General features: G+C 64.4%; 13 protein-coding genes. 1 reads left to right on the top strand and 12 read right to left on the bottom strand.

Annotation, left to right across the window (positions count from 1 at the left end; all coding sequences use genetic code 11):
• Window positions 1-10: 10 nt before the first annotated feature.
• The 3 genes from AC1DWA_RS26080 to AC1DWA_RS26070 are packed head-to-tail and all read right to left on the bottom strand — an operon-like array spanning window position 11 to window position 3,143.
• Window positions 11-670 (bottom strand): rhomboid-like protein, encoded by a 660-nt coding sequence (locus tag AC1DWA_RS26080; RefSeq protein WP_021343988.1) that lies wholly within the window; start codon window positions 668-670, stop codon window positions 11-13.
• Between the two features lie 22 nt (window positions 671-692).
• Window positions 693-1,358 (bottom strand): O-methyltransferase, encoded by a 666-nt coding sequence (locus tag AC1DWA_RS26075; RefSeq protein ID WP_477917210.1) that lies wholly within the window; start codon window positions 1,356-1,358, stop codon window positions 693-695.
• A 39-nt stretch (window positions 1,359-1,397) separates the two neighbouring features.
• Window positions 1,398-3,143 (bottom strand): proline--tRNA ligase, encoded by a 1,746-nt coding sequence (locus tag AC1DWA_RS26070; protein ID WP_211916897.1) that lies wholly within the window; start codon window positions 3,141-3,143, stop codon window positions 1,398-1,400.
• A 55-nt stretch (window positions 3,144-3,198) separates the two neighbouring features.
• On the opposite strand from AC1DWA_RS26070, the gene yaaA reads away from it, so the two are divergent.
• Window positions 3,199-3,942, top strand: a complete 744-nt coding sequence (gene yaaA, locus AC1DWA_RS26065; RefSeq protein WP_477845916.1) for a peroxide stress protein YaaA — start codon at window positions 3,199-3,201, stop codon at window positions 3,940-3,942.
• A 12-nt stretch (window positions 3,943-3,954) separates the two neighbouring features.
• Here the strand turns inward: yaaA and AC1DWA_RS26060 are convergent, their stop codons facing one another.
• The 9 genes from AC1DWA_RS26060 to AC1DWA_RS26020 form a co-directional block, all read right to left on the bottom strand.
• Window positions 3,955-5,463 carry a protein adenylyltransferase SelO gene (locus AC1DWA_RS26060; RefSeq protein ID WP_283384482.1) on the bottom strand — a complete coding sequence of 503 codons (1,509 nt, stop codon included), beginning with the start codon at window positions 5,461-5,463 and terminating at the stop codon, window positions 3,955-3,957.
• Between the two features lie 35 nt (window positions 5,464-5,498).
• Complete coding sequence (locus tag AC1DWA_RS26055) at window positions 5,499-5,927, bottom strand: CBS domain-containing protein (RefSeq protein ID WP_007735005.1); 429 nt, start codon at window positions 5,925-5,927, stop codon at window positions 5,499-5,501.
• A gap of 80 nt (window positions 5,928-6,007) precedes the next feature.
• Window positions 6,008-7,504 (bottom strand): MFS transporter, encoded by a 1,497-nt coding sequence (locus AC1DWA_RS26050; RefSeq protein WP_019748047.1) that lies wholly within the window; start codon window positions 7,502-7,504, stop codon window positions 6,008-6,010.
• Window positions 7,505-7,515: 11 nt separating this feature from the next.
• Window positions 7,516-8,742, bottom strand: coding sequence for a uroporphyrinogen-III C-methyltransferase (gene cobA / locus AC1DWA_RS26045; RefSeq protein WP_477845915.1), 1,227 nt, complete (start codon window positions 8,740-8,742; stop codon window positions 7,516-7,518).
• Window positions 8,739-9,152: a cobalamin biosynthesis protein gene (locus tag AC1DWA_RS26040; protein WP_041814958.1), complete on the bottom strand. Its 414-nt coding sequence runs from the start codon at window positions 9,150-9,152 to the stop codon at window positions 8,739-8,741. The genes cobA and AC1DWA_RS26040 overlap by 4 nt, the downstream gene beginning before the upstream one ends.
• Window positions 9,136-10,512 carry a cobyrinic acid a,c-diamide synthase CobB gene (locus AC1DWA_RS26035; RefSeq protein ID WP_047888845.1) on the bottom strand — a complete coding sequence of 459 codons (1,377 nt, stop codon included), beginning with the start codon at window positions 10,510-10,512 and terminating at the stop codon, window positions 9,136-9,138. The genes AC1DWA_RS26040 and AC1DWA_RS26035 overlap by 17 nt, the downstream gene beginning before the upstream one ends.
• Entirely contained in the window at window positions 10,506-11,120 is a 615-nt protein-coding gene (gene cobO / locus AC1DWA_RS26030) for a cob(I)yrinic acid a,c-diamide adenosyltransferase (protein ID WP_019748043.1), read from the bottom strand. The genes AC1DWA_RS26035 and cobO overlap by 7 nt, the downstream gene beginning before the upstream one ends.
• A gap of 21 nt (window positions 11,121-11,141) precedes the next feature.
• On the bottom strand, window positions 11,142-13,106 hold the full coding sequence (locus AC1DWA_RS26025; RefSeq protein ID WP_046378419.1) for a magnesium chelatase subunit D family protein: 1,965 nt from the start codon (window positions 13,104-13,106) through the stop codon (window positions 11,142-11,144).
• 224 nt (window positions 13,107-13,330) lie between these two features.
• Window positions 13,331-13,807, bottom strand: coding sequence for a GNAT family N-acetyltransferase (locus AC1DWA_RS26020; protein ID WP_003942808.1), 477 nt, complete (start codon window positions 13,805-13,807; stop codon window positions 13,331-13,333).
• Between the last annotated feature and the right edge of the window lie 10 nt (window positions 13,808-13,817).

Below are 13,817 nucleotides of genomic sequence, written 5' to 3'. Positions count from 1 at the left end.
GCGGTGCGATTCATGGAAGACCTGCGATTCTTCGCGAATGCCACAGGTCCATCGGATTCCACGTGCCCGCCCGAGCACGCGTGATCGGATAGCACGCCAATCCCAGCAACAACGCAGACATGTGGCCGATGGCGGTGAAATTGGTGGCGAAAATCAGAGGTACACCGTAGAAGAGCAACAGCCCCGCGAGATAGACGTATCGCCACGGATCGACGATGCGGTACACCAGAATCCCCATGATGCCGGCCAGACCGTAGCTCACTCCCACGTCGAGAGTATTGACCGCCGACTCCGCCACGTATCCGTGCCGAATACCTTCGTACAGAACACCTTCGCTGATGTACGTGGCTCCGACGTGGGCGATGACGACAACACACAGCCACCGCCACGTCCCGAGCCAACGCTCAGCCGTTGCATGAAAGATGGTGAAGAGAACCAGGTATCCCAACCAACCGCCACCTTCGAGCCAGAAGGCACTCGAGAACAGGACTCGTAGCGGGTCTTCGGCCAGGTGATGCAGATTGGTCGAGCGCTTGCCGAGAAAACGCTCCTCGACATTGTCAGGCAGATGCCGCAGGAACAGTGTGGTGAACAGCAGGGCAAGCAACCAGACATAGGTACCGGGAGCACTGCGCACCCATCGCCATGCCGCCTTTGCTGCCCCCAGCATCCTCACCGCTTCGAGTCTGCGCTCACTCGTTCACTACTGCAACGGCAAACCCGTCCCACCCCTTCGAACCCACGGTTTGAATGGCGGTGCCGTCGAGTTTCGGCTCGGCCGCGATCATCTCCAACACCGCTCGACTCGCTTTGACGCGCTCGTCGTCGATATCCGGGTTGGACACATGTCCCCCACGCACCACGTTGTCCACGATGATGACGGTTCCGGGATGCGAAAGGGCCAACGCCCACCGCACGTACTCGGTGTTGTTCTCCTTGTCGGCGTCGATGAAGACCAAGTCGAAAGGTCCCAACTCTTCCTTCGCGATCGACGGGAGGCTGTCGAGCGCGGCCCCGACGCGGACGTCGACACGGTCAGCCAAGCCGGCGCGCTCGATATTCGCCCGAGCGACATCCGCATGAGTGGGATCGAATTCCAGCGTGATGACCTGGCCCGAGGGGCCGACCGCGCGAGCGAGCCAGATCGTGCTGTATCCGCCGAGCGTTCCGATCTCGAGGACATTGCGCGCCAAGCACATTCGCGCCAGAAGGTTGAGGAGCTTGCCCTGGTTCGGCGCCACGTCGATGGGCGGGAGACCGGCCTCGGAGTTGGCGGCGAGTGCCGCGTCGAGAACCGGATCTTCACCTACCAACGTGGAAACGAGATAGCCGTCGACTTCTGCCCAAGCCGCAGACACCTCGGAAGGTGGCTGCGGCGGCCCTGACGACTATTCGAATCAGCCGCGAACTGCGCTGATGATCTCCTCGATCGCCGAGTCGGCGTCGATCTCACGGCTCTCGCCAGTAAAGCGGTCGCGAATCTCGACCTTGCCGTCGGCCCAACCACGGCCGACGACAACGATCAGCGGAACACCGATCAGCTCGGAGTCCTTGAACTTCACGCCAGGCGACGCCTTACGGTCGTCGAGAATCACTTCGAGTCCGGCACGGTCGAGTTGCGCGGCGAGGCCTTCGGCGCCTTCGCGCGCGGTCTCGTCCTTGTTCGCGATGACGAGGTAGACGTCGGCCGGTGAAACCTCGGCAGGCCAGCGCAGGCCCTTTTCGTCGTGATGCTGCTCGGCAATGACGGCCACCAGACGCGAGACGCCGACGCCGTACGAACCCATGGTCGGGCGGACGGGCTTGCCGTTCTCGGCGAGGACGTCGACGGTGAAGACGTCGGTGTACTTGCGGCCGAGCTGGAAGACGTGCCCGATCTCGATACCGCGAGCCGAGACCAGCGTGCCGGCTCCGTCGGGAGAGGCGTCGCCGTCACGAACCTCGGCGGCTTCGACGGTTCCGTCAGGGGTGAAGTCGCGACCGGCAACGAGGCCGACCACGTGCTTGCCGTCTTCGTCGGCGCCGGTGATCCAGCTGGTGCCGTCGACGACGCGCGGATCGACAAGGTAGCGAACGCCGTTGGCCTGCAGAGCCTTCGGGCCGATGTAACCCTTTGCCAGGAACGGGTTGTTCTTGAAGTCGGTCTCGGTGATCATCACGAACTCGGCCGGCTCCAGCGAAGCTTCGAGGCGTTTTTCGTCGACCTCACGGTCGCCGGGGATGCCGATACCGAGCAGTTCCCACTCGCCGCCGGGCAGGCGGGTCTTGACCATGATGTTCTTGAGGGTGTCGGCGGCGGTGATGGTGCGGCCGAGGTCGGCACCGTTCGCCCAGTCCACGAGGGTGTCGATGGTGGGTGTGTTCGCGGTGTCGTACACCTTCGCTTCGGGCAGCCCGTCGAACGGAATCGAGTCGGGAACAACAGTCTTGACGGCCTCGACGTTGGCRGCGTACCCGGATTCGAGGCAGCGCACGTACGTGTCTTCGCCGATCTCGCTCTCGGCAAGGAACTCCTCGGACGCGCTGCCGCCCATCGCACCGGAGGTCGCCGAGACGATGACGTATTTGACGCCCAGACGCGTGAAGATCTTCTCGTAGGCACCGCGGTGCGCCTGGTACGACTCCGTCAGGCCTTCGTCGCTGAGGTCGAAGGAGTACGAATCCTTCATGAGGAACTCGCGACCACGCAGAATGCCCGCACGCGGACGCTCTTCGTCGCGGTACTTGGTCTGCACCTGGTACAGGGTGACCGGGAAGTCCTTGTACGAGTTGTACTCACCCTTGACCGTCAGAGCAAAGAGCTCCTCGTGGGTCGGGCCGAGCATGTAGTCGTTGCCCTTGCGGTCCTTGAGGCGGAACAGGTTGGGGCCGTACTCGGTCCAGCGGTTCGACGCCTCGTACGGATCGCGCGGGAGCAGAGCAGGCAGCAGAATTTCCTGCCCACCAATGGCATTCATTTCTTCGCGGACAACACGCTCAACCTCGCGCAGCACCCGCAATCCCAGCGGCAACCACGAGTAGACGCCTGGAGCGATACGACGCACGTAGCCGGCACGAACCAGCAATTTGTGGCTGGCAACTTCGGCGTCCGAGGGATCGTCACGCAGGGTACGCAGGAACAGGTGGGACAGACGGGTAATCACGAGGTGTAAGGATAGTCGCCGCAGTCGGCCGAGCGGGCCTCGGTACGGTTACAGCGTGCTTGTACTGCTGCCTCCCTCAGAAACCAAGTCCGACGGCGGCAAGGATGCGCCCCTCGATCTGGCCGAACTGTCGATGCCACAGTTGACCGAAACGCGCGAATTGCTGGTTCAGACGCTGGTCGATCTGGCCGCTGACGTCGAGGCGTCGTGCGAAGCGCTCGGGCTCGGTCCGACGCAAGCAGACGAAGTGGAACGCAACGCCAAGCTGTGGGTGTCCGCGACGCGGCCCGCACTGCAGCGCTACACCGGGGTGCTCTTCGACGCCCTCGACGCCAAGTCGTTCACCCGTGCCCAGAAGGCCAAGGCTCTCGATCGGATCGCGATCGGCTCCGCTCTGTTCGGTGCAGTCCGTGCGGGAGATCTGATCCCCGCCTACCGCCTTTCCGGCGGGTCCAAGCTGCCCGGGATGGACACGCTCCGCTCACTGTGGAAGCCGGAGTTGCCGAAGGCCTTGGCGGCCGAAGCCGACGGCCTTGTCATCGATCTACGGTCCGGCACCTACCAAGACCTCGGACCGGTTCCGGACGCACTGATCGCAACGGTCCTCACCGAGAAGCCGGACGGCACCCGCACTGTCGTCAGTCACTTCAACAAGCACCACAAAGGTCTGCTCGCCCGTGCGCTGGTGGTCTCGCGTGCCGAACCGACCGACATCAAGGGGGTTGCGCGGGTGGCGTCGAAGGCGGGCTTGCGCGTCGAAATCGCGTCGGAGCGTGAATTGATCATCCTGACGGATTGATGGCTTCGTCTGTCAAGTGCCACAGAAGGTTTGGAATGTTTCGCTGAAAGACTGCGGAGCCGCCTCGGTGTAGTCAGCCCACTCGTCGCGTCGGTCGAAGGGATGCGTGACCACCTCCAGCAGCTTCTCGAAGGGAGCGAGGTCGCCGTCGGTCGCGGCGCGCAGGGCAGCGTCGAGCCGATGATTACGCGGAATGTACAGCGGGTTGACGCGATCCATCGCGCTCGCGGTCTCCGCGGCCGCGTGTCCGTTTTCGGTCAGGGCTCCCTGCCACCGCTGCAACCAGGGCGCGATGTGCTCCCGTGGCACGAGGTTGTCGAGAGGCACCGAATTTCCGCGCAATTCGTCGGCGAGAGCGCGGAAACTGCCCGTCCAATCAGCACCGTGTTCCGCCAACAACGTCAGCAGATCGTCGACGAGCGCCCGATCGACAAACGGCTGGGCCAGACCGAGCTTTGCCGCGAGACCGGCCGCGTAGTGACCCTCGTAGCGCTCGTCGAAGGTCTCGAGAACTGCTGACGCCGCGGAAATTGCTTCGTCGGGTGTGGAATCGATCAGTGGCAACAGCGTTTCTGCCAAGCGCGCCAGGTTCCACTTCAGTACAGCGGGCTGATTGCCGAATGCATAGCGGCCCCCGTGGTCGATCGAGCTGAACACTGCCGCCGGATCGAACGCGTCGAGGAAGGCGCACGGACCGTAATCGATGGTCTCCCCCGAAATTGTCGTGTTGTCGGTGTTCATGACCCCGTGCACGAAACCGATGAGCATCCACCTCGCCACCAGTGATGCCTGCGCCTCAACCACCGCCTCGAGGAACTTCAGGTAGCGATTGTGTGTACCCGTTGCCGGAAGTTCGGTCAGCTCCGGGTAGTGCCGGGCAATCGCGTAATCGGTGAGCGGCTGCAATACCTCGCCCTGCCGGGCCGCGAACTCGAAGGTCCCAACGCGTAGGTGACTCGACGCGATCCGTGCAAGCACGGCACCGGGTTCTGCGCCGTTGCGGCGAACGTCTCGGCCCGTCGCCACCACCGACAGCGCGCGCGTAGTGGGGACACCGAGGGCATTCATCGCCTCGCTGACGAGATATTCGCGCAGCATCGGCCCTACGACCGCATACCCGTCGCCGCCCCGAGAGAACGGGGTGCGCCCAGAGCCCTTCAGATGCAAGTCCACACGCTGCCCGTCACTGCTGACGAGTTCGCCGAGTAACAACGCCCGACCGTCCCCGAGAATTGGCGCGTACCCACCGAACTGATGACCCGCATATGCCATCGCCACCGGTGTGGCCCCGACCGGCACCGTCGAACCGGACAGGACGCCGATCCCGTCCACACTTCGCAGCGCTTCTACGTCCAATCTCAACGACGCAGCCAGCTGCTCGTTCAGCACGAGCAACTGCGGGTCGGGCGCGGCAGCACCTTGCCACGGCACCGTCAGAGCGCCGAGTTCGTCGGCGAAGGTGCTCTCGAGGCCGGCCACGATGGTGACCGTCTCTGCTGTGGATTCCTGGAATGCGGCCATCACACGAGAGTAGTCACCGTGCGACAACCTATCGATCAGCCCTGATCGATGTACGACTCGAGCTGATCGCGTTCGCTCTTGAGCTCGTCGATGCGGCTCTTCACCACGTCACCGATACTGACGATGCCGAGGAGGTTGCCGTCCTCGATCACCGGCAGATGCCGGATTCGACGCTCGGTCATGATCGCGGCAATGCTGTCCACTGCGTCTGCMGGAACGCACGTGTACATCAGAGCGGTCATGACCTCGGAAACCTGGATCCCGAGAAGGTCCGGGCCACGCTCGTGCAGGCGTCGAACGACATCGCGTTCGGAGATGATGCCGACCACCGCGTCGTCGTCGACCACCACCATGGCTCCGATGTTGTGGCGGGCAAGATCGCACAGCAACCCGTTGACCGTCGTGTGGGCGTCGATCGTGACGATGCTGTTGCCCTTGTTTCGCAATATGTCCGCGATCCGCATCACGGCACCCCGATTCGTCGAGACTCTCGGCACGTCCTGCAACGATCGTATCGGCTAGCGAAGCGGAAAAACAGGACTGATCAGGCGATTCCCTGAGCTGCCTTCTCCGCAGCCTGAGCCTGGGCTACCTGAGAAGGTGTGAACCTGATGCACAGCGCCGCGATACCGGCGAACACCGCGCAGACCGCGCAGCCCACAAGTGCGAAGGTGTATCCCTCTCCGAGTGCGATCAATTCCGCCGGATTCATGTCCGCGGCCTTGCCCGAAGTGCCCCCGAGCGAGAGCGTCTTCGACGTCGCCATCGCACCGATCACCGACAGCGCCAGTGGTCCACCGAGCGTCTGGGCAACCTGAGCGATGGCCGTCAGCGGGCCGATCTCGGTCTCCGGCACACCGGCGATCGCGCACAGTGGCAAGGGCACCATCGCGAGGCCGATACCGAATCCGATCCCGATCACGGGCACGAACAAGTTGGCCAGGTAGGTGGAATCCGAATCCAGAGTAGACCCGTAGAGGAGTCCGACGATCATGATCACGACGCCGGTGAGGACCAGCCAACGGGGTTGAACCTTTACGGCGAGCTTGGAAGCAACCGACGCGGCGGCGCCCAATCCGAACGCGAACGGAATGAACGCGATACCGGCACGCAACGGCGAATACTGCATGATGTCCTGCACGAACAGTGCGACGAAGGCCGTCATGCTGAACATCGCGCCACCGACGAAGAAGATGGCGAGGAACGTCGCGACACGGTTGCGATCGGCGAACAACGAGAAGGGCAAGAGCGGGTTGTCTGCAGTTCGCTCGACGAAGAGGAAGGCGGCGAGGGCGACCAATCCGGCCGCCAATGCACCGATGACGGCGATACTCCCCCATCCCATTTCCGGGCCTTCGGTGAGAGCAAAAACAACACCGGTACAACCGAGGGTCGCGAGGATCGCGCCGGGGACATCCAAAGCCAGACGCGTCTGATTCGTCTCGCGAAGGGCGCGGAACGCCATGCCGACGAGCGCGATGCCGATCGGGACGTTGATGAGGAAGATCAGACGCCACGACACCTCGGTCAATGCGCCGCCGATGATCAGACCGGCGATCGATCCGACGCCCGTCATGGCGGCAAAAATCGCGATGGCCTGATTACGAGCCGGACCCGCGGCGAAAGTCGTGGCAACAAGGGCGAAGGCGGTGGGCGACGCTACGGCTGCGCCGACACCTTGAAGCGCCCGCGCTGCGATCAACATGCCCTCGTTCAGGGCGAGACCACAGAGCAACGACGCCACCGTGAACAGCGAGACTCCCGCGATGAACATCTTCTTGCGCCCGTACGCGTCACCGAGGCGACCGCCGAGGAGCATGAGCCCACCGAACGCAAGCGCGTACGAGGTCAACACCCAATTACGACCACTGTCGCTCAGCCCGAGGTCTGCCTGCAGTGGCGCCAGCGCGAGGTTCGCGACGGTGCCGTCGAGCACCACCATCATCTGCAAACCACTCAGGACGATGATGGCGAGCCCGATGACTCGAGTGGCTACCGGGGCATTCGCCGAAGCGGTTTCAGATGTTGGGGAATCAGACACAAGACTTCACGTTACCCAGCGTCGACGGAAAAGCCCGCGACCGGCCCGATCACGATGATCGCCGGAGGCTTGATCTCCTCGTCTTTGACGCGCTGAGCAACGGTCGCCAGATCGGCCCGAAGTTCACGCTGAGTGCGCAGCGTGCCCTCTTGGATGACGGTGACCGGCGTGGTTGCCGGGCGTCCACCGTCGACGAGTACCTTGGCGAACTGATCGATGCGCTCGACCGCCATGAGCAGCACGATCGTGCCGCGCAACTTGGCCAGTGCCGACCAGTCGACCAGCGAATCCGGATGATCCGGAGCCACGTGCCCACTGACGACGACGAACTCGTGGGTGACACCGCGGTGGGTCACCGGGATGCCCGCGGCCGACGGGACCGAGATCGCGCTCGTGATTCCGGGCACTACGGTCACGGGAACGCCGGCAGCGGCACACGCTTCGAGTTCTTCGTATCCCCGCCCGAAGACGTACGGGTCCCCGCCCTTGAGGCGGACCACGAACTTGCCTGCCTTCGCGTTGTCGATCAGCGCGGCGTTGATGGCCTCCTGAGCCATGGCACGGCCGTACGGGATCTTCGCGGCGTCGATCACCTCGACGTCGGGACCCAGTTCGGCGAGCAACTCCGGCGGAGCCAATCTGTCGGCCACGACGACGTCAGCGCGTGCGAGCAAACGGCGTCCGCGCACGGTGATCAGGTCGGGGTCACCGGGGCCACCACCGACGAGAGCAACGCCCGCAGCGGCCGGCTCGGCCGTATCGGCGAGCACGCCCGACTGAAGACCTTCGACGACCGCGGTGCGGACTGCTGCCGAACGACGGTGATCGCCGCCGGCAAGAATTCCGATACTCATACCGTCGTACTCGGCGCTGGCGGGAGTTACCGCGGTGCCGTGCTTCGCGTTGTCGGCGCGCACGCAGAAGATGTGGCGACGCTCCGCTTCGGCGACGATCGCTGCATTGGTTTCCGGCTCGTCGGTCGAGGCGATGGCATACCACGCACCTTCGAGGTCGCCGTCGGCGTACGGGCGCTCTTCGACCGTGATCTGCCCGGCCGTGGCCATACCTTCGACGGCTGGAGTGAACGCGCGACTGATGACGTGAAGACGGGCACCAGAGGCGACCAGCAGTCCGAGTCGGCGCTGAGCCACAGTGCCGCCACCGAACACGACCACGCGTCGATCGGTCAGGTTGAGGCCGACCAAGTAGTTGGTCTCGTCTGCGGTGGACTCGCTCACTCGCACTCCGTTTCGTCGTCAGAATTGTTCAAGCTGGAGGGAACTTTACGGGCCGCCGCCACGGTCACTCCATCCCTGGCAGTCTTGGCCACTAGGAGCGGCCCGCCCCCGGAGGCGAGGATCGCCGCCGCTTCCGCGACGCTTGCCGTCCCGATCGCGTGCTCGACGCGAGTCGACGGTGACGGAACCTGAACTCGCCCAAGTACGTCCGGGTCGAAACTCACAATCGGGACGTTCAGTTCATCGGCGGCAGCGAGCAGAGCTGCAGACGCCGCCTTGCCGGTCGCAGTGGCGAGGACCACGATCCTCGCTCGCTCCTGCAGCACCGCGTTCACCGCAGCGACGATGTCCTTCGCGGTGGCGCTCGTCGTGAATCCAACGCCTATACAGAGGTCATCCCCGTGCGGCATCGACGAACTTCGCGATCGATTGGGGCTGCCCCACCGGATGAGTGTGGAGATACGACGCGTGGACGCCGCCGCGAACAAATCCTTCGCGGACACTGCCGCCGTCCCAGGGCCGCCATCCCCACGCACTTCCGCAACCGTCCGCGTCTGCCGAGACGAGAGACGTTCGGTGGAACTCGTGACCGGTGACGCGGGAGCCTGCGTCGAAGAGGGTGGAGTCGCTGATCGCCACTGCTTCGCGGTACCCGAGGGTCAGGCGTTTCCCGAATGTGGCATCCACCCCGACAACACCGGCCATGCTGTGACCGTCCAAGCTGCGAGCGAGGTAGAGCAGACCGGCACACTCGGCGTGGATCGGTGCGCCGCCGTCCGCCAGGTCACGAACCTGCTGCAGCAGAACGGTATTGGCCGCGAGGTCCACCGCATGCTCTTCCGGGAACCCGCCAGGAAGGACAAGAGCAGCAGTTCCCGCGGGAAGCTCGTCCCGCAACGGGTCGAACACCTGCACGTCCGCGCCGGCAGCAGTCAGGAGTTCACGGTGCTCGGCATAGCCGAAGGTGAAGGCAGGGCCGCCCGCCATGGCAACCACGGGACGAGACTCGGCATGTGCGCCGACCTCGGCAACCGGATCCCATGCAGCTGCACCCACGTTCGAGGCGGCCAGTGCGCGAACAGCGTCCAGTTCGACGTGCGAGGCAATCAAGTCGGACATCGCGTCCACTGCGGCCACAGCGGCGGCGCCGTGCTCGGCCGCCGGAATCAGACCGAGGTGCCGGGAGGGAACTTCTAGTTCCGTCAACCGTGGCACAACTCCGAGCACTGCGACGCCGACCTTGTCGCACGCATGACGCAACACCTGCTCGTGACGAGCGCTCCCGACGCGATTGAGAATGACGCCGCCGATGCGCACACCTGCGTCGTAGGTCGCGAAGCCGTGGAGTACGGCGGCCAGACTCTGACTGTGCCCACGGGCGTCGATCACGAGGATTACCGGCGAACCGAGGATCGACGCGACCTGCGCCGTCGATCCCTCCGCCGACGGCTGCGAGTTGGCCTCGTCGATCTTTCCGTCGAACAGACCCATGACGCCTTCGACCACGGCGATGTCACAGCCGGCGGTTCCATGCCGGTAGAGCGGTCCGATGCGATCCGGGCCGACCAGAACAGTGTCGAGGTTGCGTCCGGGCCGCCCTGCCGCGAGTCCGTGATAACCCGGGTCGATGTAGTCCGGCCCCACTTTGAAGGGTGCAACGCTGCTTCCGGACCGTCGCAGCGCGCCGATCAATCCCGTTGCCACCGTGGTCTTTCCGCTACCCGAGGCAGGAGCGGCGATCACCACGGCCGGAGTGGAAGGACTTACCATTCGATGCCCCGTTGACCCTTTCGGCCGGCATCCATCGGGTGCTTGATCTTCGTCATTTCGGTCACGAGGTCGGCGGCGTCGATCAGCGCCTGCGGGGCATCACGCCCCGTGATGACGACGTGCTGGTTGCCTGGGCGATCGCGCAGTGTCTGCACTACCTCGTCCACGTCCACCCAACCCCACTTGAGCGGGTACGTGAACTCGTCGAGGACATAGAATCGATGCTCTTCGCCTGCAAGCCTTCTCGCGATCTCCTGCCAACCCTCCGCAGCGGCAGCAGCATGATCTTCCTCGCTACCGGCCTTGCGTGTCCATGACCAACCTTCGCCCATCTTGTGCCACTGCACCGGCCCACCGACGCCGGTTTCGTCATGCAGGTTTCCGAGCGCGCGGAACGCGGCTTCCTCGCCGACCTTCCACTTGGCACTCTTCACGAACTGGAACACGCCGATGTCGAACCCTTGATTCCAGGCACGCAGCGCCATGCCGAAAGCTGCGGTGGACTTACCCTTTCCCGGGCCGGTGTGCACGGCAAGTACCGGCGCGTTACGACGCTGACGCGTGGTCAGACCGTCGTCGGGAACTGTCTCGGGAACACCCTTGGGCATCGTGAACTCCTGAGCTGGGATCTAGGCTGCGGCGCGGACGACACCCGCGACCTGCTGCGCTGACAATTCGGCAAGGCGGACGTAACCGCCACGTAGTTCTCGGGCCAACTCGGCTGCCAGCCCCAGACGCACGAGGCCGGTCTCGCAGTCGACGACGATGGAAGCGACGGACGCGTCGGCAAGAAGATGCGCGGCGACGCGGGCGCGGTGCAGCGCGTCCTTGCCCCCGGTAGCCCGGCCGTCGGTGAGCGTGACGACGAGGGCGCGGCGCTGCGGGTCACGAAGCCGTTCCCGCAGAACCACTTCGCGAGCACGCAGGAATCCCTCTGCGAGTGGGGATTTGCCGCCGGTCCGCATCGACTGCAGGCGACGGACGGCGATGTCCACCGAAGAGGTCGGCGGCAGTACGAGCTCTGCTTCACGACCACGGACAGTGATGACCGCGACCTTGTCGCGGCGCTGATAGGCGTCGCGGAGCAACGAGACAACCGCACCGGTGACCGCGGAGAGGCGGTCGCGTGCTGCCATCGACCCCGACGCGTCGACAACGAAGACGATCAGATTGCCTTCTCGCCCTTCACGAATCGCGCCGCGGAGATCAGCGGGTGCCAGCCGCAGCCGTCCAGCAGTGCGGCCGCGCGCAACTTGAGACTCGGCTGCGGCGAAGACCGTGCTCGTCAGATGCAATCCGTGGCCACGTTCCCGCGTGGACCGCACGACTCGTCCACGGGACGACATGGACCGCGAGCGGCGTCCCGGTGCACCTTCGCCGACACCAGGAACCTCGAGGAGCTTGGCCTTGAATTCGCCGGCCGGTGGCGCCGAGGGGCGATCGGTAGCGCGTACTCCCCCACCAGGTCCGTCAGGGTCTTCCGGGCCGTCGTCGTCCGGACCCTCGTCGTCCGGACCGCCGTCTTCGGGGCCACCATCTTCCGGGCCACGGTCTTCGTCAGGGCCACGGTCTTCGGGATTCTCGGGAGGTTCGGGCTCTCCGTCGCGCGCGTCGTCCTCTACCTGCGACTGGGCGTCCTGATCGGCCTGCTCGAGTGCATCGTCCAACTGCTGCTGATCCAAGCCGGGCTCGTCGAACGGATCGCGGCGGCGGCGGTGCGGCAGCGTCAGTTCCGCAGCCACTCGCACGTCCTCCGCAGTGACCTCACTGTCGCCTCGCCAGGCAGCGTGGGCAGTCGCGGTGCGCGCCAGCACCAGGTCCGCGCGCATACCGTCGACGTCGAACGACGCACACAGTGAGGCGATTCGACGCAGCTCGCGGTTGCTCAGCTCGACCGAGTCCAGTTTCTCACGCGCCGTGAGGATTTCGGCCGCGAGCTCCTCATCGGCGGATTCGTACCGAGCGACAAACGCCTCGGGGTCGCGCTCGTAGTCGAGCCGGCGACGCACCACTTCCATGCGTACGTCGACGTCGCGGGAAGCTGCGACATCGACCGCCAGTCCGAAACGGTCCAACAACTGTGGACGCAGTTCTCCCTCTTCGGGATTCATCGTGCCGACGAGTACGAATTTGGCCGGGTGCGAATGGGAGATTCCGTCACGCTCGATGTGAACGCGACCCATCGCCGCGGCGTCGAGAAGCACGTCGACCAGGTGGTCGTGAAGCAGATTCACCTCGTCGACGTACAGAACTCCCTGGTGAGCCGCGGCGAGCAGTCCAGGTTGGAAAGCGCGCTCACCGTCGCGGAGAACCTTCTCGAGGTCGATGGACCCGATCACTCGGTCTTCGGTGGCGCCGACGGGCAGTTCCACCAAGCGGGCCGGTCGTGTCGTTCCGGCGTCGTCGACCGCGGGCAGCAGCGCAGTCAGCGCGCGCACGACCGTCGACTTGGCAGTTCCCTTCTCACCGCGGACCAGGACTCCACCGATCCCCGGATGCACAGCACACAGAATCAGCGCCAACCGCAATTGATCCTGGCCGACCACAGCACTGAACGGGAAGCCCGCCACTGGTCGATCTTCTTCACTTCGCACGTCGATATCCCTCCACCTCTCGGTTTCCTCGCCGAGAATTTGGCTGCACTCGAATGTCGCGGCAACCTGGCTGAGATCTCCCGGTCAGTCGGTAGAGGAGAGATCTTTCACAGTGGCGGGACCGCGCCTGGATCGAACAGGACTTCCCCGCGAACATTCGGTATCGAAAAAACCCTAGTCGGCTCGCTTTTCCACGAGCCGACCAGGGTCAAATCTCCGACAAACTAGCTGACAGCCACGAAAGGCTCTCCCCCGCCACGGCGCATCGGGGTGTGCGGGATGCCGTCTTCGATGAACTCTTCGCCGTCAGCCTTGAATCCGTGCTTGGCGTACATCTCGACCAGGTAGGTCTGGGCGTTGATCCGACACGGCGCTTCGCCGACCTCGGCAAGTGCGGCCTGCAGGAGGCGGGTCGTGTGGCCCTGGCCGCGAGCCTGACGCGACGTGCAGAGGCGTCCGATTCGGAAGCTCTTGTTTCCGTCGTCGTGCTCTTCGAGCAGACGGAGTGTGCACACCACCTGGCCGTCCTGCTCGAGCCAGAAGTGGCGTGTTTCCGTCAGCAGGTCCCGCCCGTCCAACTCGGGATACGGGCAGGCCTGCTCGACGACAAAGACCTCCACTCGAAGCTTCAACAACTCGTAGAACGTCTTGTTGTCGAGGTCGAGTGCCCATGAACGCTTCAAAGCTGCTGTTGCCGTCATGGGTTGGACT

Source organism: Rhodococcus sp. P4_F3_2, from assembly GCF_056401335.1.
The sequence above is the reverse complement of the archived record's forward strand: the minus strand, read 5'-3'. Positions and strand labels throughout refer to the sequence as shown.